This is a genomic window from Candidatus Protochlamydia sp. R18 (assembly GCF_000648255.1).
GTDB lineage: Bacteria > Chlamydiota > Chlamydiia > Chlamydiales > Parachlamydiaceae > Protochlamydia > Protochlamydia amoebophila.
This window is the reverse complement of the sequence record NZ_BASL01000680.1, coordinates 11,597-34,997: the sequence shown is the minus strand read 5'-3', so window position 1 is coordinate 34,997 and position 23,401 is coordinate 11,597. Positions and strand designations below refer to the sequence as shown.

The 23,401-nt window shown below is 33.9% G+C and carries 8 protein-coding genes and 1 pseudogene; 5 read left to right on the top strand and 4 right to left on the bottom strand.

Features of this window, described 5'->3' with window-relative positions; all coding sequences use genetic code 11:
* Positions 1–84: 84 nt before the first annotated feature.
* Positions 85–661: pseudogene (locus TY19_RS12775) on the bottom strand (IS1 family transposase); the annotation flags it as partial.
* Between the two features lie 466 nt (positions 662–1,127).
* Here TY19_RS12775 and TY19_RS05200 point away from each other — a divergent pair.
* Positions 1,128–2,561: a hypothetical protein gene (locus TY19_RS05200; protein WP_042280717.1), complete on the top strand. Its 1,434-nt coding sequence runs from the start codon at positions 1,128–1,130 to the stop codon at positions 2,559–2,561.
* Between the two features lie 66 nt (positions 2,562–2,627).
* On the opposite strand, the gene TY19_RS05195 is transcribed toward TY19_RS05200, so the two are convergent.
* Together TY19_RS05195 and TY19_RS05190 are read right to left on the bottom strand one after the other, a co-directional pair.
* The gene (locus TY19_RS05195) at positions 2,628–5,024 is read right to left on the bottom strand and encodes a phosphoketolase family protein (protein WP_042280716.1); all 2,397 of its coding nucleotides are present in this window, start codon (positions 5,022–5,024) and stop codon (positions 2,628–2,630) included.
* 779 nt (positions 5,025–5,803) lie between these two features.
* Positions 5,804–7,600: an MFS transporter gene (locus tag TY19_RS05190; protein WP_052354799.1), complete on the bottom strand. Its 1,797-nt coding sequence runs from the start codon at positions 7,598–7,600 to the stop codon at positions 5,804–5,806.
* 1,210 nt (positions 7,601–8,810) lie between these two features.
* On the opposite strand from TY19_RS05190, the gene TY19_RS11670 reads away from it, so the two are divergent.
* From TY19_RS11670 to recD, 4 genes are all read left to right on the top strand, one after another.
* The gene (locus TY19_RS11670; RefSeq protein ID WP_052354798.1) at positions 8,811–10,931 is read left to right on the top strand and encodes a leucine-rich repeat domain-containing protein; all 2,121 of its coding nucleotides are present in this window, start codon (positions 8,811–8,813) and stop codon (positions 10,929–10,931) included.
* A gap of 897 nt (positions 10,932–11,828) precedes the next feature.
* A complete protein-coding gene (locus tag TY19_RS05170; protein ID WP_042280714.1) occupies positions 11,829–15,314 on the top strand; it encodes an exodeoxyribonuclease V subunit gamma in 3,486 nt (1,161 codons plus the stop codon).
* On the top strand, positions 15,311–18,826 hold the full coding sequence (locus TY19_RS05165) for a UvrD-helicase domain-containing protein (protein WP_052354797.1): 3,516 nt from the start codon (positions 15,311–15,313) through the stop codon (positions 18,824–18,826). Before TY19_RS05170 ends, TY19_RS05165 begins: the two co-directional genes overlap by 4 nt.
* 5 nt (positions 18,827–18,831) lie before the next feature.
* On the top strand, positions 18,832–20,691 hold the full coding sequence (gene recD / locus TY19_RS05160; RefSeq protein ID WP_052354796.1) for an exodeoxyribonuclease V subunit alpha: 1,860 nt from the start codon (positions 18,832–18,834) through the stop codon (positions 20,689–20,691).
* Between the two features lie 409 nt (positions 20,692–21,100).
* Here recD and TY19_RS05150 read toward each other — a convergent pair whose 3' ends face one another.
* Positions 21,101–23,071, bottom strand: a complete 1,971-nt coding sequence (locus tag TY19_RS05150) for a hypothetical protein (RefSeq protein WP_042280713.1) — start codon at positions 23,069–23,071, stop codon at positions 21,101–21,103.
* Positions 23,072–23,401: the final 330 nt, after the last annotated feature.

Sequence of the window (23,401 nt, the reverse complement as noted above, 5' to 3'; positions counted from 1 at the left end):
AACTGCGAAAGAAAATTGAATACAAGCTTAAATCTGGTCATTTTGGCGTTTGTGGTTCTCCTTTTAAAAAGATTTTAAACAGGTTCTAAGAGTACAATTAAATCTTTCAAGGTAGCTTGCCTGACCAGATTGCTTGCTAACTGGTTGATGTTGGCTCCAAAGAATGGTTTCATAATAGACATTAAATTTATCAGTGAAATAGAGGGCTTTTTTTAGGGATTCAGATAGCTTTGTAAAAAGAAGCTCAGCGGTTTTTTATCTCGAAGACCCACTTGCCTAGCAAGCACTTGGCGACTTTTTTTATGGAAGACGGGCCATAACCACTGATCATTTTTCTTATTTCCTACAAAACTCCATCGCTCATCTCCTTCAACTTTAGCTACTTATAACTCATCTTTCTCATGACAAGTGACTTATGTATTTAAATCCTCAGGCAAATCATGGATAATGAAATCCATAAAATCTAGCAGACATGGCATCCTTACATCAAAAATTTTACAAATTCTATTAAGAAATACTTTTTTTAAAAGAGCTTTTCTGACAAGTTTCTTTATTTGTTGTTAATGATTTTAGCTCCCTTATTTTCGCTCTATTGTTTGCTACACTTTAAACAGCAAAAATTTTGCTTTTCCTGTCTTGTATCATCATTCTTCTTTACCAAATCTGATCAGCAGTACGTCTATCTTATGACTCTTTTCCGCTTGAATTAGAACAATCAATCTATCAATTAGATCAGATTATTGAAATAGCTTTACCTATTTAGCACTAACCAAAAAATTATAATAAATATGTAAGTTAGAATTAATTTAATTTTGTTTACAAAACCCTAATTATAATCAAAATTATTTTCCCACCAAATTTTAAAAAAAAGACAATGAAATTTCAAATTGAATGATTATAAGTTACTAGCATAGAGATGCTTAATCTATTCACGTCTATCTCTCGAATAAGTTACTATTGACTTTTACTTTTAAAAATTTAAAGATATCAGCAAAAATTTGTGAATTAACGTTAAATAATGAATTTTCTTTTCTTCTTATTCATCTCTTCAATTTCATAAATTTTCTTAAAGAAAAAACTAATTGGAATCTTCGACTATATTCCTAAAAACATAAAATGGAGCCAATATGAAACTTGTAAAGTATCTGATGCCTATTTTGATGGCAGCAGGGTTTACATCTGCGACTATCTTTGCTCAGCAACAAGAAACCTCTTTTGAGCGTCAATTAAGAGAAAACGATGATCAATCTCTAAGAGAGTTTGTACAATCTAAAGACAATATTGATATAAAAAAGAAATCCAAAAATTTAGATATTAGTGGTGATATCCGCTTTGAATGGCGTTCAATCCGAGAGAAGGGGATGGCTTTATACGCGAATGACTCTAGTAAGTTTTATAAAAATTACAGACGTTTGCGTGGTGGTTCTCATGTCGATGCAAAAGGTTTACCGATTTCTCATAATGACTTTGACGTCGAATTTAATTTCAAATTAAAATATTCGTTTGGTAGATCTTGGGCTCAAGCACATCTTCAATTTGACAATCCAGCTGGTTTAAGAGGACGTAACGATTGTTCTGGAAAATTCCCCATTTATAATAAACACGGAAGTGAAGTGGTCAAATCAGTCTCTCGCAATATGCAATGTTGCGGAAAAGGAAGTGGAGAATCGAATTTGATTAACTTGAAACGTGCTTATATTGGTTATAACGTTTATGCAGATGGTAAGCATCGTTTTGATATGGAAATTGGACGCCGTAAATTAGATGATGTTTTTGATTCAGAAATCCAATTTTCTAGCCGCTTTGATGGTGTTTTATTGAAATTTGCAAGTGCAATCGATGAAGTGATGGATTGGTATTGGGAAGGAGCCGCTTTTGTGGTCGACGAAAGAGTCAATCATTTTGGCTATGTGACAGAAATTGGGATTTTAAATCTTTTTGATACAGGATTGGATCTTCGTTATTCTTTTATTGATTGGAAAAAGACTGGAATCAATAGATGTCACGTTCATAATCCATTAGGAACTCAATTTACTAATTCTCAAATTAGTTTTGCTTACACGATTGAGCCTGAAATTTACTGTAAAAGAATTCCAGTAGAATTCTATGGTGGTTTTTTAATCAACCATGCAGCAAAAGCAAAAGCAATTACTCGTCATAAGAAAAAGAACTTAGCTGCTTATGGAGGAGTTTATATTGGGAAGGTACATAAAGAAGGTGACTGGGCTCTTGATATAGAGTATATTTACGTACAAGCGCAAGCTGTCTCTGATTTTGATGTAGGAAGTATCGGACGTGGAAATCTTGCTAATGAAGACTTTGCAGATTATATAGAAACTAGTCATTTGCCTTCTACAAGTGATTACTCTTCGCAAAATGGTTATTATTATCCTGCACGTGGTAATGCCAATTTTAAGGGTTGGAGATTTGAATTTTTATACGCCATTACAGATAACTTTTCTATCGACACAATCTATGAGTTTAGTCGAGCAGAAGACAGTAGGATAGGTGGACGTCATAGTTATTCAGATTTTGAATTAGAGGCAATTTACGCTTTTTAATGACCTAATTGTTTCAAAAACCTTTCCTTGAAGAGAGGTTTTTGAAATTTTTATTCTAAATCCTTCTCATTCTTTGCCGTAAGGCCACTTCCAATTTTTTACTGAAGGCATATCTTCTCCAAATTGATGAATATACTCTTTATGTTCGATCAATTTATGACGCATCTCTTGTTTAGTATACGCCGCTAAATATCCAAGTTTTGGGACTCGATCAATTACATCGCCTACTAAATGAAATCTGTCAACTTCATTCAATACGACCATATCAAATGGGGTTGTCGTTGTTCCTTCTTCTTTATAACCTCTAACATGAATGTTAGAATGGTTTGAACGTCGATAAGTTAAACGATGAATGAGCCAAGGATAACCATGATAAGCAAAAATAATAGGTTTATTGGTCGTGAACATTTCATCAAAGTCTGTATTAGAAAGACCATGAGGATGCTCTTCTTTGGGCTGTAAAGTCATTAAATCCACAACATTAATCACTCGAATTTTCAAAGTGGGAATGCTTTGTCGTAAAATATCAACGGCGGCCAAAATTTCTAGAGTTGGAATATCTCCTGCACAAGCGAGAACAACATCTGGTTCCCCTCCTTTATCATTGCTAGCCCATTCCCAAATTCCTATGCCTGCTGTACAATGTTTGATTGCTGCTTCCATACTTAGATATTGTAAAGCTGGTTGTTTTCCAGCGACAATCACATTGATATAATTTAGGCTTCTTAGACAATGATCTGTTACCGATAAAAGAGTGTTAGAATCAGGGGGAAGATAAACGCGGACAACGGCAGCTTTTTTATTCATGACTAAATCTATGAAACCTGGATCCTGATGAGAAAAGCCATTGTGATCCTGTCTCCAAACATGAGAACTTAATAAAATGTTTATTGAAGGGATAGGAGCTCGCCAAGGTATTGAGAGTGTTGTTTGCAGCCATTTAGCATGTTGGTTAAACATGGAGTCGATAATATGAGCAAATGCTTCGTAGGTAGAAAAAAAGCCGTGGCGCCCTGTTAAGATATATCCTTCCAACCATCCCAAACAAGTATGCTCGCTTAAAATTTCTAACACGCGCCCTTCTAAAGATAAATTTCCCCCATCAGCGTCTTCTGGTAAATATTCTGCAAGCCACCTTCTTTGCGTAACTTCGAATAAATTAGTCAGAAGATTTGAAGCTGTTTCATCAGGACCAGTTACCAGAAAGTTGTGAGGATTTAACTTTAAAACATCCCTTAAGAAAGATCCCATGATACGAGTCGACTCTGCTTCGACCACTCCTGGAGTGACAACTTCTAATTGGTAAGAACGGAAATCTGGAAGCCGTAAATTTTTTCTTAATACCCCTCCATTTGCATGGGAATTGTCTCCCATCCTTCGCTTGCCTTTTGGAGCTAATTCGGCTAAAATTGGGAATAATTTACCTGTTTCATCAAAAAGTTCTTCCGGACGATAGCTTTTTAGCCATTCTTCTAAAAGTTTAATATGTTCTTCTTTCATATCTGAAAAAGGAACTTGGTGAGATCGCCAATAATTTTCTGTTTTTTTACCATCTACTTCTTTTGGTCCTGTCCAACCTTTAGGTGTGCGTAAAATAATCATTGGCCAAATTGGACGTTTGACGGTTCCATTTTTTCTAGCGTTTGTTTGTATTTCCTGGATTTCTTTTATTATCATATCAAGCGTTTCGGCCATGAGGCGATGCATCAATTGAGGATCTGACCCTTCGACAAAATAGGGTTTATAACCGTAACCTACAAACAAGCTTTCAAGTTCTTCTTGACTGATACGAGCTAAAATAGTGGGATTTGCAATTTTATAACCATTCAAATGCAAAATAGGAAGCACAGCTCCATCAATCGCTGGATTGAGAAATTTATTAGAGTGCCAGGCGGTTGCTAAGGGGCCTGTTTCAGCTTCTCCATCACCGATAACACATCCTACGATTAAATCAGGATTATTAAAAGCCGCACCAAATGCATGAGAAAGAGAATAACCTAATTCTCCCCCCTCATTAATTGAACCAGGAGTTTCCGGAGCTACATGACTTGGAATTCCTCCCGGAAAAGAAAATTGTTTAAACAATTTTTGCATTCCCTCGGCATCTTGGGAAATATGAGGATAATATTCGCTATAGGTTCCTTCTAAATAAGTATTAGCTACAATCCCAGGTCCTCCATGTCCAGGGCCGATCAAATAAATCATATCTAAATCAAATTTTTTGATAATTCGATTGAGATGCACATAAATAAAATTTAATCCTGGTGTTGTTCCCCAGTGCCCAAGTAAACGAGGTTTAATATCTTTAATAGTGAGGGGTTTTTTTAGTAAGGGATTATCGAGCAAATAAATTTGCCCGACAGACAAATAATTAGCAGCTCTCCAATAGGCATTTATTTTTTCTAATAGTTCGTCAGATAAACTATTGTTAGATTCACTAATAGGGGGCAACTTTGTTATCATGACAAACCTCATAGTTAGCTATTAATCTTAACAGCGGATGAAGAGTAGATGGAAAACAAAATGAATGAGTTACTGATTATCGAGATTTATAAATTTTCTTTTGGAAGTTAAAATTTTGCTTTCACGCTCAAAAACCGATTCGTTATTAGTAAAAACCAAGTTTCATGAAAAACTTCCAAACTCTGGTTAATTAGCTTTGTAATTCAAATAGAATTAAAAAAATAGCTTATAGACGCGAAATAATGGCAGATTCCTCAGGAATTTTTTGCCTACCAATTAATTTTAAATGCCATAAAAGGGTTGAGGTAAAGACTAACAACTTCATATATTCTTGAAGTTTCGCACCAATAAAAAATTATTCAAATGTTTCTTTTGTATCCAATAAAGAAGCATAAACTCATCAATCCACTGTTATTTTTATTGAAAATGTTTGAGAAGGTGAATCTTCGCACTTTCATTTTGACTCTTCATTTAAATTAAAAAGGTAGATAGAAGGGAAGCCAGGTATTTATCGATTTCGCTAGATGAGAGTGATTAAATGCATTTTGGTAGCTTTGAGCCATGGGAAGTGAGTAAAAAAGATTCGCAAAAAAAAATGGAGGAAAAAAGTTTAAAATGTAAATTTTCATACATTGCGTAAAATTTAAAAGATGACCATTTTATATTTGAAAATATTTAAATTAATCCTTTTAGCACGAAGGAGTTTTCGAAAGCTTATTCTTTTCCAGTCCTTTCTTTTGCTTCATGCTTCCCAGGCTCAAGCTAAACAATCCAGGCAATCAATCTTCAAAATAGAGGTCGTGCTCATGTTTACTTTTTAAAATAGATTGATGCCCTGTATAAATTAAATCCCCAAAAACGACAGAAGCCGGTACCCTGAATTTTTTTAATGAATTTGTTAAAAATTGGAAACGAGGAGATTTAATTCCTTTTTGAATGTAAACTGGAATGATAGGATAATTAGCTTCTTCAATAATGTGGTTAAAAGGAGTAGAGTGATTGAGCTTTTCTACCTCAGAATAAATATCCCAACTTTGAACAAAAATACACACCGAGATCCCTTTTTTAAGAGTATTGAGAATCTCAGTTAAACAAGCTTGGTTCTTTTCGAGAGGTTCAATATCAGGGATAAAGACGACCCGAAGTAGTCCGTACAGACGCCTTAACCAAGGAGAATGGTGTTGTTCTTGCTCAATAAAAAACCGAATCCTTCGCCTTTGTGAGCCTAGAATGAGTAAAGTATCATTCCAGGCTGTATGCGTACAAACATAAACTGCTGGGCAATCAGGAATATTTTCTTTGCCTTTAAATATTGTACTAAAATGCAGCTTGGATAAAATCGAGGCAATAAAGCGAGTCAAATAATCAAAAAATTGAAACATAAAAATAATAAAAATTCCGAAAGTAATAAATCCAATTAAACTAAATCCTTTGTCGGCTGAAATTTGAAAAATTTCTGAATTCAGATAAATCAACCCAGAAGCTAAAAGAACCCCGATAAAACTTAAAAAATTTGTAGCTGCAACCATTTGTCCTCGCATTTGTTTAGGACTAGCAACTTGAATGTAAGAGTCAAGAGGAATCTCAAAAATTCCTCCAAAGACTCCTAGTAAAGTCACAATTGGAATAACTGCCCAGATATTTTCTGAATACATATCCAAGAAAAATGCACATACCGAAATACCAAGCGCTCCGATAGGAACTAACCCTAGTTCTACAATACGTCCAGAAATTTTGCCTGCAATCAAAGCTCCTGTTCCTATTCCTAAAGCTGTTAAGAAAAATAAATAGCCACCTTGAATATCTGAAAGTTGAAGAGATTGGACAGCAAAAGGAATAATATTAAGTTGAGTAAATGCACCAACAAAAAGAAAATAAGCAGCGCCTAAAATGGCTGGAAGCAAAGAAATTTCTTGGCGGGCAAACTTCAAGGTTTGAAAAATTTGTTTTAAGAAAAAAATTTGAATTTTCTTTTCGGAGCCTGCAGGTGGTGTATGTTCAATACAAAAACTAGCCACAAGACCAATTAAAGCAATAAAGGTACAGAAAATCGAAGAAACAATAAAATTGCGACCACTAATTTGAATAAGGAAAGAAGATAAAAATGTGCCTAAAATGATTGCAAGGAATGTAAATGAGGTCATTAAACCATTGGCTTTAGAAATCTTATCTTTAGAGACTAGTTCTGGGACAATTCCATATTTTGAGGGGCCAAAAATCGCACTTTGGGTGGCCAATAAAAATAAAATTGCATAAGAACCCCATTTGCTTTGAAAAGCAAAAGCGCATACCCCAAGAGCCATAATTACTAGTTCTAAAATTTTTGTTGTAACGATGATATCTCGTTTGCTGAAACGATCTGCCAAAGTTCCTGAAAGCGCCGAAAATAGTAAAAAAGGGATGACAAAGGTAGCACCGGTTGAGGCTAGAATCTGGTGACTATACTCCATTCCTTCCAATTGAATGAAAAAATAAACAATCAATAACTTATAAATGTTGTCGTTTAAAGCCCCTAAAAATTGGGTTACATTTAAATAAGTAAAAGATGAAAATCGTTGTAAAAATGAGTTTAGCATATACTCTTAATTAAGAAGTTTGTATTATTTTTATTAAAAAACTTAAATTTTTTTCTTATAACGCAAATTTGTTTAATTGTTACATTGACTATTGCTTAAAGCTTACTTTTCTTCCCGTAATTCTTTTCTAATATCCGCGTGTTCAGATTAAAATTTACAGGGCTCTTTATCTCTGCAAAATGAAATAATTTTTTTGAAAAATTTATCTTTATTACAAGAGTATGGATGGTTGAGCCATTAGGCTCAAGCTTTTTATTAATAGATTAAAATGTTTTGTTAATTTATTTAATTTAATACTTATTTTTTTAAATTAATATTATCAATGTGTAGATTTTATAAGTATTTGTTACTAATTATTTGGTAATCTTAAACAGATAGTGATTCAAGATTTTATTCTATGACTGCTTCATGGTATTTTTTTTAATAGCTGAGTGAGTGCTCGATGGACATTTCTTACCCTAAATTGTCATTCATATTCCATGCGTAAAAATGGATTGATTCAAACCAGAAAACAAAAATAAGTATGCTTTGCATGTCGCAAGCATTTCGTTGAGAACTCTCAAAATAAGATCATTTCAAACGGTAGAGAACGGATTCGAAGATTTCTTGAAAGAATTTCTCTAAAAGGGATTTACAGAATAATTTGATGTCAGCATGCCTTGGCTACTTAGAGTTCATGGAGCAAACTTTTCAGTGTACTTGTCTTTGAAAAAGATGACATGTGGAGTTTTGTGGGGAGTCAGGAAAATTGATCAGTGCCTATGGCTTTTCATGCATTTGACGACCAGTCAAATCTTAGCATGCCATGTAGGAAAAAGGATAAAAGCTTCAGGAGAGGCTTTGATGGCAAAACTGCCTGCGGAATTAAAAAAAAGCCTACTTTTTCACAGATGCATTTTTAAACATTTAGGACGTTTTTTTGAATTGAACCTTATAGTTTTTAAAATTTGAATTTATTCAAACTATATGCTTTTAAAAATCATTTATTTTACAATCATCTAATGATTTAATTTTTTTATAATAAAGATTTATATTTAATCCCTGTTGATTCTTAATTAATTTTTAATAGCTCTCCATTGATAAAACTAAATTTTTTCTTAAAATATGACTACTTATTTTATTTCATGACTATTGCAATAATTTTTAGCTATGTATCATGCTGTAAAACAATTATAAATTAAAATTTATTTAACTCATGTGGATGGTTACTTTGAATATTCCTACTTCAAATTATAGTTATCTTCTTGTCAATGCAACGACTTCTTCTTATAATCGCTCTACTGAAATTAGCGATCCTCCTGGAGATGAAGATAACTCCTTAGTCAATCCTTTAGCTGCTATAGAAGAAGTTAATTCATCAACAACTCAACCTTTCGATCTTTCACCATCATCTGAAGAATTTCAACTGAGCTTTCGAGATAGAACTTTTCTGACTATTTCTCATTCTCAGCTAGCTTTGTTAAGGGAAAAATCGCCCTATTTTAAAACTCTTTGGTCAGGAAATTTTCAAGAAACCCTTCAACATCCTCTCGCTTTGACACTAAAGGAGTTTACGCATCTGCTGAATTGTGTCATGGATACTAACTTTAAAGTTCCTTTGGAAGAAATCACTTCTTTCATTCAACTAGCCGATTATTATGAATTAACAGAAGTGGTAAAACATTTAGAAGAACAGCTGATTGATGGATACAAATCACAAAGTTTTGAATCCTTTAGCTCCACTCAAGAGAGTTTAGTTGGATTAAAAGAGCTTTTAAATTTTGCGCAGCAATGTCGATTAAACACTTTGAAAAACTATTTAGAATTCACTGTTGTGAGCGCATTATTAAATCAGACTTCTCAGTTAACGGAATTTGAAAAAATTTTAAAACAATTCTCAAATGAGATAGAAGCACTCAATTTTTCAAAGAATGCTTACTTAACAGATGCTCATCTTTTAACTTTAAAAAATTGTAAAAATTTAAAAGCGCTTCATCTCCAAGAATGCTATAACCTCACGGATGCAGGATTAGCGCATTTGAAACTCTTAGAAGCTTTAACGCATTTAAGTTTAGCTGAGTGTCCTAATCTTACGGATGCTGGACTAGCGCATTTGGCACCCTTAGTGGCTTTGCAGCATTTAGAGCTGAGTGTATGCGATAAGCTCACGGATGCAGGATTAGCGCATTTGGCACCCTTAATGGCTTTACGACATTTAAATCTAAGTAGATATGAAAAGCTCACGGATGCAGGATTAGCGCATTTGGCACCCTTAATGGCTTTACAGCATCTGAATTTGGGCTATTGTAAAAAGCTTACGGATGCAGGATTAGCGCATTTGAAACACTTAAGAGCTTTAACGCATTTAAGTTTGGTTGATTGTTCCAATCTCACGGACGCTGGATTAGCAGATTTGAAACACTTAGTAGCTTTGCAGCATTTAGACCTGAGCTTTTGTAGTAAACTCACAGACGCTGGATTAGCGCATTTGAAACCCTTAACGGATTTGCTGCATTTAAATCTAAGATACTGTGAGAATCTCACTGGCGATGGATTAGCGTATTTGAAACCCTTAACGGGTTTGCAACATCTAAATCTAAGCACGTGCCATAAACTTACCAATGCTGGATTAGCGCATTTGGCACCCTTAGTTGCTTTACAGTATTTATTTCTAAATGGATGCAGTAAACTCAAGGACGCTGGATTAACGCATTTGAAATCCTTAGTGTCTTTACAACATTTAGGTCTGAGCTTTTGTAGTAGACTTACAGATGCAGGATTAGCGCATTTGACACCCTTAGGAGCTTTAACGCATTTAAGTTTGGTTGAGTGTCCTAATCTCACGGACGCTGGATTAGCGCATTTGAAATCCTTAGTGTCTTTACAACATTTATATCTGAGCTTTTGTAGTAAACTTACGGATGCTGGATTAGCGCATTTGACACCCTTAGTGGCTTTACAGCATTTAAATTTGAGCTGGTGTACTAATATCACTGATGCTGGATTAGCGCATTTGAAACCCTTAGTGGCTTTGCAGCATTTAGATATGTGGGGTACTAATATCACTGATGCAGGATTAGCGCATTTGACACCCTTAGGGGCTTTACAGCATTTAAGTCTGAGTGGATGCACTAATCTCACGGACGATGGATTAGCGCATTTGACACCTTTAGTGGCTTTACAGTATTTAAGTCTGAGTGAATGCACTAATCTCACGGACAATGGATTAGCGCATTTGACACCCTTAGCGGCTTTGCAGCATTTAAATCTGAGAGAATGCGATAAGTTCACCGATGCTGGACTAGCACATTTTAAATTCTTAGTAGCTAAACCCCATATAGTTATGCATTAGTACAACAACTCTCAATGTTCCTAGATACAGAAATATTATTCGCTTTTTCACAGCAAATAAAACTTTAAAATTTCTAGTGCTGAGCAGTGGGTAAAACGCGCAATCGTAGTGAGCAAAGTGAATTCCTATTTTGCTAGATTAGAAATCAATAAAAAAGGCCTGAAATGATTTCAATTGATAGTAGAGAAAGAATGCGAAAATCATTTGAAAGAGTTTCCCTTGAAGAAGATGAAATAGGGAGTTTTGTGGGAAGTCAGGAAAATGATTAGTGGCTATGACTTTTCATGTATTCGACGACGCGCCAAATCTTAGCATATCATGTATGAAAAAAGTCAAAAGCTTCAGGAGAGGCTTTGATGACAAAACTGCCTGCAAAATTAAAAAAAAGCCTACTTTTTCACAGAAATATTCGCAGCTTAGGATGAAATGATTCCATGGCAGCAGCACAGTCCAGTTGGCAAAGAATCAGGGAAAAGAAGTGACATGGAAAGATTTCATTGTCCAATCAGGCAGCGATGCGTAAGTCTCATACGAAAAATAGGATCTTTCTCAAAGAAAATAGGAAACCCTATTTATTGAATTGTTCGAAAGATGTTTATCTGTGACGACAATAGCAATTTGAAATCACTGCCTATTTATGACTAGCCATTATTTTTATACAGATGAAACAGAGATATCTTAATTTAAAAAACAAATTTTATAGTTGAATAAGTTATGGTTAACCCTTCTGTATTTCTAACCTTCCCATTTAGATAAAAAAACTTAAAGTTTAGGTATATAAGCTTGTTACATTCATATGTTCTTGCTAAAATTTCATGTTGGATTCAACAAAACTGTATGCAAGGAAGGATGTAAACTTCTAACCCTAACAGTTGATACACCAAAAAGTGAGCCTTTGTGAGCGATTTAGAAGTTTTTTTTAGTAACCAGCTATCAATCCTCTACGAGCAGCTGAAGAATAATCTTTTCGGTTTTAAGCAAACGCCTTTCAAAAAGCGACTTGTGATTGTTTATGGACCAGCCATGCAAACATGGCTAACTTTAAAAATGGCGCAAGACCCTGATTTAGGAATAGCTGCTGGAATTGAATTTCTATATCTTAATCAGGCTTTTGAAACTCTCATTCACTATTTTCAATTAAAAAAGGAAAACATCCCTTCTATTTTAGAGTTATCTTTGGCTATTGAAAAAGAATTGTTAACTGTTTTGCAAGATTATCATCGGTTAAGTGATGAAGAACAACAAGACTGGTTAACTTTGATTTATTATTTAAAATTAAATTCTAAGCAGGTGGGCGAAAATCTTAAATTAACACGTAAAATGGAAAAGCGATTGACAGGTTTAAGCTATCATTTAGCTAAAATTTTTCAAGAGTATGGAAAATATGCTTATGCATTAGTCTCTAAATGGGAAAAATCAGAACATAAAGGTTGGCAGAGTCGTTTATGGAAAAGCCTTTTTGGGGGCAATCAAGGATGGACTTATTGGACTAAAGCCTTCCAAAAAACACTTAAATTTTTTCCTGAGTGTGAAGTTCATTTTTTCTCAATCAGTTTTATTTCTAAAGCTGAATTTCAATTTTTATCGAAGCTGGCGAATGTTGTCCCTATTTACTATTATTTACTTTCTCCATGTGCAGTTTTTTGGAGTGATATTCGTTCCGATAACGAGACAAGATATTTGCAAACCTACTGGCAGCAGAAATTAGGATCAAAGGCTTCTCAAGTTTTACAATTAGAAGAACTTTTAAGAGACAGAAATCCCCTTTTAGCTAATTTTGGAAAACTTGGAAGAGAAATGGCTTATCAAATTGAGGAGAGTCAAGCTACTACTCACGCTGGTTATATCCTTCCAAGTCATGTGAGTGAATTGAATGATGAAATATTTTTTCAAGAAGATCTTTTTTTAAAGGAGTCCTCACAACCTTTGACTCTTCTTCATGCAATTCAAGCTGATATATTGATGATGCGTAATCCTGAAGGAAAGCCTCCTTTTAATTTTAAACGAAAAGATGATTCAATCCAATTGCACATTGCTCCCTCGATTCGACGTGAAATACAAATCCTTTATCACAATCTTTTAAAATTATTTGAAAAAGATTCTACTTTGCAACCCAATGACATTATTGTGATGGCTCCTCAAATTTCTGATTACGTTCCTTATATTCAAAGTATTTTTGGTTTAGAAAAAAGTCAATTAGATTTTCAAATTCTTGATTTGGGCATGCAAGCACAAAGTGAAATTGTCCAAGGTTTTTTCCAATTGATTCGGTTAAGTGAAAGTCGTTGGGAAGTAAGTGAATTATTACAGCTGTTTGGGCACCGTCTATTTCAACGTTGTCATCAATTGACTCAAAGTGATTATTATCTCATTCAAGAATGGATTCAACAAGCAGGCATCCGTTGGGGAGAAGATTGGCTACATCGAAATGAGTTACTTCAAAGGCATCATTGTGAGAAAGAGATGGTAGATTCTAGCTCAGTTGGGACCTGGAATTTTGGTTTAACTCGTTTGTTACTTGGACTAACAACAGTTGTCAAATCTGCCGATTCTCATTCTTTTGATTCTATCCCATGTGAAGGAATCGATTTTTCTCAAGCAGAATTAATGGAGAGGTGGATTCGATTGTTGCATTCTTTACGAGATGATTTATCGCCATTACATGATCGCTCTCAAATGTGTATGGAAGAATGGTCTTGTTATCTCTCGTGTTTATTAGACACTTATTTTAAGTGCGACTTTGAAGATTCTCAGTCGATAGCAGACTACGAAGAATTAAAATCTCAATTTAAGCTTTTAGGTGATTCTGCAAAGACTTTTAAAGAGACAAAATTTTCTTTCCAAACTATTAAATTTCATTTGAATAACCTTTTACAACAAAGAGGGATTACTTATCGAGAAAGCCACCTGCAAACGATCCGATTTTGTTCCATGATGCCTCTTCGCTCTATTCCTGCCAAAGTAATCGCAGTACTAGGAATGCAAGAAGGAGCTTTTCCCCGTGCAGGTTATCATACTTCATTGAATTTAATGGTTGGGCAAGACAACCTTGACTATAACCCAAATTCCACAGATTATGATCGTTATTTATTTTTAGAGGCTCTTCAATCTGTTTCAGATGTTTTCATCATTAGTTATCAAGGATACACCTACCAAGATTCCAAAGTATTGCAACCAAGTTTGATTATTGAAGAATTTTTCACCTATTTGGATAAATATTATCTCATTCAAAATAAAAAAATTTCTGAACAATGCGTGAGTAAACATCCATTTGATGCATTTGACGTCTCTTATTTCAAACCAAATTCTATTTTAAATAATTACTCACAGTTTGACTATAGAATTGCTGAACAATACTACCAAACTCATAAAACTCCTTCTCATCGATTACTTAAACAATTTACCTTAACTAACTACTCTCTTGAAGATATCCTTCCTTCTCACACAGTGATTGATTTAAAAACTTTAAATACGTTAGTTCGCTCACCTGTTAAATTTTATTTGAATAAAGGGTTAGACATTTATTTGGAGGGCTATGAAGATCGGATTATTAAAAACCAAGAAGAGCTTGGATTATCAGCCTTAAATAAATACCAGCTCAAACAATTTGCATTAAAGGAACCATTTGAAAAAGTGATGCAGATTGCAGATAAAGAAGGAAAACTTCCTTTGGGGATGTTCAAAACAGTTGCGACAAAACGTTTCAAAGATGAAATAGATGAAGTGCATCAAAGATTGTATAAACATGGTATTAATCCCTCCGAACTTTTTCAAATCGAATTTTGTACTAGTTGTTCCGAACCTTGCCAAATTCAAAAAGATCAATGGTTACTTCCAGCTCTTCAATTGAAGTATTCTGATCAATATCAAATTTCTATCATTGGAAAGTTGCCTTTTGTTTCTAAAAAAGGACTTGTTGTTTTAAGTCAAGGAAGTGGATTTTCAGATGCTTGGAAAGCATGGCCCCAATTTTTGCTTTTTAATTATGCTACAACTTTTAATATTGAGGCGATTGAAAGAAACCTTATTCTTTCAAAATCTTCAGAGGTTAAAAAGGCTTTTTTTAACGATAGCATTCCTTATTTAAAGCATTTGATCAATTATTATGCACTATCTATGCGCAATTTTTCTCCGCTCTTTCCTGATTGGATTCCTTTCCTTATTGAAGGGGATGAACAGGCAATTCAAAATTACATGAAACAGGTCTTTTCAAATTCTTTTGGAGCTTTTTTAAATCAAGAATTAAGGTGGGTTTTTAATAAAGACCATTTACCTTGCCCGAAAATTTTAATCGAATCTTGGCAAGAGATCGGTAAACAACTAGCCGGAGATTTGATTCAATTATGGTACCCTCCTAAAAAGAAGAAAGGGGAAGATGCATGAAGAATTTTAATGTGTTAGATAGGCAGTTAATTCTTCATCAACATTACCTACTTGAAGCATCTGCAGGAACAGGAAAGACTTTTTCTATTCAAAATATTGTAGTCCGTTTATTAATTGAAAATCAGCTGGAACAAGAAGCCTTGCCGCTAAGTAAAATCTTAGTCGTCACATTTACGAAAGCTGCAACACGAGATTTAAAACTACGTATTAGATTGAATATTGAATATGCCTTAGAAGTATTTAATGAATGGATAAGTCATTCAAATGTATTAGAAAATACTCCGGACTATTTAAAGGCCGTCATTGAAACAGGAATAGAAAGTGTTTTAAAAGCAAAAAAAAAGTTACAGCAAGCGTTATTTGAGTTTGATCAAGCGCAAATTTTTACAATCCATGCTTTTTGTGCGCGCATGCTCAGGCAGTATGCAATTGAAAGTGATATAGGCTTTCATGCGAGTTATGGGGAAGAAACTTTTCCTCCGTCAGAAATTTTAGCGATCATTCAAGATTTTTTTCGAACAGAGATTCGTTTAGAAAATTTTAGCCCTGCACAACTTGAAATTATTTTAAAACATGATCCTGATCAAAAAAAACTATTAAGAGCTATTCAAAGTGGCTATGAGTTTGAAGAACTGCCTACATTTCAACAAATTTATCAACAGTTTCTTGAAGGCATGCAGAATTTACAAAGAACTTATTCCATAAATTCTTCTTTATTAATGGAAGATTTTCAAGCACAAGCTCCCTTTTTTCGGAATTATAAAGGAGCCAAATCCAAAGCTGATACATTAATTAAAATTTCTCGATTTGTTGCTTTGTTTGATCAAACTGAGTGGACTGTTGAAAGCTTTGATCAATTAATTGGCGATGGTTTAGAATGGGTGCTAGCCTTAGATCCGACGTTACTTAAAAATCCTGCAGCATCCTTTCGCTTAAATTATCCAGGTTTTACAGCTTTATTGCATCACACTTTAGAGAGAGTCGTCTATTTAGCGCGGGATGAATCTATATTAATAGCTAGACTTGCCAAAGCCTGCCAAAAGCTATTGCGCAATTATCAAAGAGAAGAGGAAAAGCTTTCCCCGGACGATTTATTAAGAAAAATGGATTGGGCAATTGGGCAAGAGAACTTTTTAAAACAAATTCAAATGATTTATCAAGCGGCTATTATTGATGAATTCCAAGATACAGATCCTTTACAATGGCAAATTTTTCGACGTTTATTTCTTCCTCAAGATAAAACTTGGAAAGGTTATTTATATTTAGTCGGTGATCCTAAACAATCGATCTATTCTTTTAGGCAAGCAGATATTTATACTTATTTGGCAGCTGCGCAAGCACTCGGACATGAGCATTGTTTTTCTCTTGATGTAAATTATCGTTCTCAACCAGCGTTAGTGAATGCTTTGAATGTCTTATTTTCTCCAGATCATACTCCAAAGTTTATTCCTCTTCCTAAAACAAATTTTCATTTAACTTATCAACCTGTTTTTGCTTCTACTTTCAATCAAACACGTTTATTTGAGGATGAAAAAGGAGCTGTTCACTTTTTTATGGGGGATGGGAGCAATAAAAAGAATTCAACCATACAAGATTTAGAACAAAAAGTATTTTTCCCTTTTATTGCACAAGAAATTAGACGCTTAAGGAAGCAAAAAACATTGGCCTATAGCCAATTTGCTGTTTTAGTAAGAGATCGTTATCAAGCGTTACGTCTCGCCGAATATTTTGACTCCTATCAATTACCTTATTTAAATCAACGAGGGACTAGTTTAGCTGAATCACCTGCATTGAATGCCTTAATAGACCTTATTAAAGCTGTTCTTCATCCGCAAAACATAGGGACTCTTAGAACACTTTTAGGCAATTCTTTGATTGGTTGGTCTCATGAAAAGTTGCATGATTCTTCGAATTTAGAATCGATTTTGTCAGTGATCCAATCTTTAAAGCAAGTTTTGATAGAGCAGGGATTCTCCATCTTTTATGATCGTTTCTTACAAAGTTGCTGGGAGAAAAATAAACTTTCTATTCTGGAACAATTATTAGCGAAAGAGGGAGGTGTTGATTTTTACCATGATTTACAGCAAATTGCTGAAATTGTCATTAATCATCAATATCATGAATGGAATGGACCTGAAGGGTTGATTCCATTTTTAGATCAATTTCAAAAATGGGATGAAAATGAAGATCCCAGAGTTAAGCGGTTTCAAGATCCTTCTAAAGATGGAATTAAGATCTTAACATTACATGTGAGTAAAGGTTTAGAATTCGATATCGTTTTTGCTTTAGGTTTAATTCAACGTAATTCTTTCAAAGATGAATTGATTCCTATTGAAAAAGAAGGCAAATTTGTTTTAATTCCTTTAGAAGAATCAAGTGAACAGCGACTTCACTATTGCGAAGAAATTGACGCGGAAAAAATGAGGCAACTGTATGTTGCCATGACGCGCGCGAAATATCAGCTTTATATTCCGATAAGTCTCCATATTCCTTCTGAGCAAATTAAATATGGTGAGGCATCTCCTTTAGATCTTCTTTTAGGTAGACTCGGACAGACTGAGTGTAGTTATGAGACCCTTTATGACCGCATCCGACATTTCAATGGTCAAAGTTTTATTAAATTTATGGAGGAAATAGGTTCTCGAAATGGCATGACCTATTCGATTCACAGAGAAATTTTTCTAGAAAAAAATAAGAAGGATTCTGTTCCCTTTATTGATCTTGAGCCACCTAAGTCTATTTCTATTTTAAGAACACCCTTATTAATGAGTTCGTTTTCAAGCTTAAATCGAATCTCTTCTTTTTCACTATCGCAGACTCCTCCCCACGATTTCAACAATTCTATTAAAACTGAACATACCTTACCAGCAAGCAGTGAAACAGGTATTCTTATTCATGAGCTATTAGAAAAAATTTCGTTTCGTGATTTTAAAGGGGTAAACTTAGCTGTTGAAACTCTTCCTTTGATTCGTCCATGGATTCAAAATGAAATGTACCGACCTTGGGAAAATGTTTTAGCTGCACTAGTCTATCAAGTCCTGAATGTAGATTTAGGCGTTCATTCTTCCCCCTTTTGTTTAGCGGATATTGAGCCATCGAAATTGGTTCGTGAAATGACTTTTCTTTTTCCGTATGAAAGTGATTTAGCAATAGAGGGATTGGTAGAAGGGCAAGGATTAATTAAAGGTTTTATTGATTTGATTTTTGTTCATAAAGGTAAATATTATATTGTCGATTGGAAAAGTAATTGGCTTGGATCATCAAACGAGTGTTATGATTTTTTTCATTTACATCAAGCTATGTTGGACCATAATTATTTCGTACAAGCTAAAATTTATACTGAAGCACTGAAACGATATTTAAAATTGGTGGAAACACGATCATTTGAAGAATGCTTTGGCGGATTTTTTTACTTATTTTTAAGAGGAATTCAATCTAATAAACAATCAGGAATTTATTTTTGTGACGCGCAGGATCTAATAAAAATTTTCTCGCCTAAAAATTACGAGTGAAGGTAATGGAAAGAGGATTCGCAAAGCAAAATTTTTTAGAATCATATAAGTTAGCTCCTTGGTTGGGCACAAAAAGAGCTCAAGACTTACCGAATTGGCCCCTCGTTAATCAGTTATTAAGTAAAAATCAACTTTCTTATTTAAACTATCTTTTAACTTTAGAACTTATTAAAGGTCAATGGATCAATCAAAACCTTGTATTGTTTATTTGCCATCTTTTGATGGCTGCTCAAGAGGGGCATTTATGCGTGGAAATCAGGAATCAGACTTTATTTCCTACGGTAAAACAACTTTGGATGAATGAAGCGGCAGCACCGTTATCTAATGAAGAGTTAGAGAATTTAACCCATTCAATTTTGCAGGGGTCAGAAAATATTCCGGTTAATTTTGTGACAGCTATGGATAGTCTTGAAAATTCTGTTTATCCGAATACTCCCATATGTATGCATAAAGGCAATTTTTATTTGCAAAAACATTGGGTTTTAGAAACAGTTTTTCTAAAAAATTTAAAAAAACATTTACAAACACCCCCAACGCTTGAATTAAATCGAATTGTCCTTGAACAACACCTTAATGAATGTGTGTTGAAAAAAAAATTGTTATTGGAACAAGCTCAAGCAATTTTAACAGGATGCTTATCGTCTCTTTCACTTATTACTGGTGGACCTGGAACCGGAAAAACTTTTACGGCTGGCCGTTTTATTCAAATTTATTGGGATAGTTTAAAAGAATGTCAGAAAAAAAACTGCCAAATTGCTTTAGCAGCACCGACGGGTAAAGCTGCGGCAAATTTACAAAAAAGTTTGAGTTTAGTCACCGCGCAGTTAAAAGATTTTCCTCCTTTAAAAGCAAAAACTTTGCATCAATTATTGGGAATTAATAATCGCTCAAGAAATGAATCGGGTATAAGATTAGCAGCGGATTTGATTATTGTAGATGAAAGTTCAATGATCGATGTCAAAATGATGGCTTATTTATTTGAAGCTTTAAAAAAAGGCTCGCGACTGATTTTACTCGGTGATCAGCATCAATTACCTTCTGTGGAAGCAGGAAGTTTATTTGCTGATTTGACGAAATTAAAAACAAAAATTCCCTGTACAGAACTGAAAGTTTGTTTACGCACAGAATTAAGCTCTATTGTTTCATTGGCGCATTATATTAATCAAGGAAAGGGTCAAGAAACGTTGAGCATGCTTAACGAAACACAGATTGCTGGGATTTCTCGTTTAAATTTGTCTCCAGATAGAAGAGAAGCGCAAAAAGAATTTGTCCAGCACGTTATGAATCATTTTCCTTTATCTATAAAAGTTCAAGATAATCAAAAAATATTAGAGCTTTTTAATACCATTCGTATTTTATCACCTATGCGAAAAGGGTATTTTGGAGTAGATAGTATTAATCAACTCATTTGGAATCATGTGAGCCAAATAAAATTATCATCAGGGTGGTTAGCAATTCCTATTATTATTGTCACGAATGATTACAAACAAAATTTGTTCAATGGCGAAACTGGTGTGTTAATTCGAAAACTGCCTTTAAAATCAATAGCGAGCGAAGATTATGCTTTATTTCCTTCTAAAGATGAGGGAGAAAATATACGTTGTTTACCCGCTTGTTTACTTCCTAAGTATGAATTAGCTTATTGCTTATCTGTTCATAAGAGTCAAGGCAGCGAATTCGAGAGAGTCATTTTAATGTTACCTGAAGGATCGGAATGCTTTGGTAGAGAAGTTTTTTATACTGGCGTTACAAGGGCTCGTAAACATATTGAGGTGTGGGGAGCTGATTTCACAATTGAAAGAACAATTTCTCAACAAAGTTTTCGCTTATCTGGGATTCAAACGCGTTTGGAAAAATTTATTTAGTCAAAGTAAATTGATTAACATCACCTAACAATAATTTAAAAATACAAGAACAATAAGTTTGTGCTGAATAAAGAATTTATTACATCGATTTTGGATTTTATTTGTGGTTTATTTTAGAGATTTTTTAATAGACTAAATATTTGTAAGACAGCTAATTCATCCAAAGTGAGCTTTTTTGTGGATATTGCAACTTTTTATATTTATATTGCTATGTATGTATATGGTTTTTCTTTGATGTTGTGGGCTATCTTTTTTGATAAACGCCCTACTAAAAGAACCCGGAACGGTGCAATTTTTGGAATATTTGCTTTAATTTGCACCTTATTTTATTTTTTTTATGTCTTAGCAACAATAGGAATAACTTTTTCATAAAACGGCAAGATAAAGTCAGTGTCAAGAGAATAGGAGTTTAAAAAGATGCTTTTAATAGACTATACACCATTTTTATTCGATCCAAGAAGTTAAACCCTTGTGGAAGGGAGGCGCGAGGATTCACTTTCAATACTTTAAATTTAGGAGTATTGTCTGTAACAACTCTAACTGCTGGCCCATTAGGATCAAAAATGGATTTATCAAAATCATGTTTTCTCTTTGAAGGAAGATGAGGGTGAAGGTGTCTTAACATTAAACGTTCAGCAACTAGACCAGTCCGATCTTTAGCGCTTAAACAACCTAAAGAAACGCAAAAAGTTTTAGAGGATAAAAGAACCATGAGTAATTCTTCTGCAAGTGTATAACTTGTGGATGAATCTTCTAATAGTGATTTTTTAACCTCAGGAAATTTATCAAATAAATGTGGATGGGAGATAAGTAATTGTCGAAGTTGTTCGGTATTTATCTTTAATTGTGTTTTATTGTTATGTGTATTGCCTTGTACAGATGTATTAAAAAAGGCCGTTGCTAAGGGAATTGTGACAATTTCTGAATCTTTGATTTGTTGAGGAAGATAAACCATATCTCCATCGATCAAAGGTCCCGTTCCATTAAAACACAATTTTTTTCCGTTAAATTCTGCAAAAATTTCTTGCATATCTTCCATTTCTACTCGTTCATCATGCACCCAACCCGTAGAGCCCATTTCACTTTTTCTTTGGTTAAGAAGGGCAACATGCACCAAATCAAAACTATTTCCTGCTTCAAAGGCTTCTAAAACTTTTTGAGGATTTTGGCGGACTTGACCTGCAATGAGTTGAACCATTTGTTGTTCAATCATCATTTTACGTTCCTGATAAACTATATCAATGTAAGATGGGCTTCCTCTCATAATTTTTAAATTATTAAGAGCATTTTCAATAGAGACTCGTTGATCATTTGTAAGCTTGGAATTCAATTTTTTTGATAAATTTTGGATTAAATCATTTACCTTTTTTGGTTCATTTTTAAAAGATTTTAAATCGGATAAACTATAGAAACCATTTCGCATATCAGACATGATTCCCACCCTATAAAATCCAACCTCTTTTTTTCCATCAACTTGCAGTTCTTGATATCGCATATTGACGGGGGCTGAGACATAAGATTCTGTAGCTTGAGTAAAGCCTGATTCACGGATCTGTCCTCGAAAATAATCCGAGCTTAACCAATTTTCATTTTCTCGAAATTTATTAGCACTATTTAAGGAGTTTTCATACAAACGAAGTTTGGACATAATTTTTGTTTTGTCTTCTTCTGAAGCTTTCGCCAATTTTACCCTTAAATGAGAAATCATATTTTTACAGAATTCAATTGTTTGATCGACTGTTGTGTCTCTTGTGATATATTGAGTCGCATAATCTTGCCCATCGATAGAGTAAGTGTGAGTGATCACTTGTTCGCTGGGCAATGTTTTTGGCCCAATTAAACGCGCTGGAATTTTAGTAAGTGGTTCTTCATTACCTGGTATCCCATCTAATTCTTGCCCATCTCCATAGGCTTTTGAAAATTGGATTTGATGTTGCGCAATTGTTTGAGTTGTTTTAACTCTTTGAATATTTTCAGCTAAGCAGCTAGGAAATTTTTTCTTGAACTCTTGGTGAATTGATCGATTAACTTTTTCTTCTTTAACACTTTGAGTATTGGTTGAATCTTTATAATTAACAGTGACTGCAGTGGTTTTATCAGGAGTTGCCATAATCCCAATAGAATTCAAGTCATTTCTTTTTAAATTTAAAGAAGAAGCAGATTTGAATAATTTATCTGCTATTAAAGCAATACTTTGCAATTGTTCAGGACTAAGTTTACTAACTTCAACTTCTTTTCCATCTATTTTAAATTTACTAATAAAGTATTGTTTTCCATTAGGTAATATAAAATTTTTATTTTTTAATTTAATTTCTTCTGTGCTTTGAGGGTTTGATTGTATTTTTTCTAAAGGATTTGTACTAACAAATTCAATTGGCATAATAATAACCATGTTTAATTTGTTAATTATAATTATATAATAAAAACAATTAATGTGTTTAATTATATAATTAATTATAAAAATAGATTTTGTTTTAAATTAAATGAGAAAAGCATGCCAAAATGCTTTAAAATAATTAATTAATTTGAAATTTTAGTTTTAAACTTTTAAAAAGTAAAATTTTTGAGATATAAGCCCTTTGCATTCAGGCTAATGGTTGACAGCTTCATAAAAATTAGAGGAAAAATACTTGAATTGGGTATGGTAACGAACTAGATCACATCATCCAACGAGCGTGAAAATTTGTTGTGTTGGAATAAAACGTAGGTT

Bases quoted from the DNA above. Each gene is read 5' to 3' on its own strand.
- TY19_RS05195 (WP_042280716.1), bottom strand. From the start codon at position 5,024: ATGATAACAAAGTTGCCCCCTATTAGTGAATCTAACAATAGTTTATCT.
- TY19_RS05190 (WP_052354799.1), bottom strand. From the start codon at position 7,600: ATGCTAAACTCATTTTTACAACGATTTTCATCTTTTACTTATTTAAAT.
- TY19_RS05165 (WP_052354797.1), top strand. From the start codon at position 15,311: ATGAAGAATTTTAATGTGTTAGATAGGCAGTTAATTCTTCATCAACAT.
- TY19_RS05200 (WP_042280717.1), top strand. From the start codon at position 1,128: ATGAAACTTGTAAAGTATCTGATGCCTATTTTGATGGCAGCAGGGTTT.
- recD (WP_052354796.1), top strand. From the start codon at position 18,832: ATGGAAAGAGGATTCGCAAAGCAAAATTTTTTAGAATCATATAAGTTA.
- TY19_RS05150 (WP_042280713.1), bottom strand. From the start codon at position 23,071: ATGCCAATTGAATTTGTTAGTACAAATCCTTTAGAAAAAATACAATCA.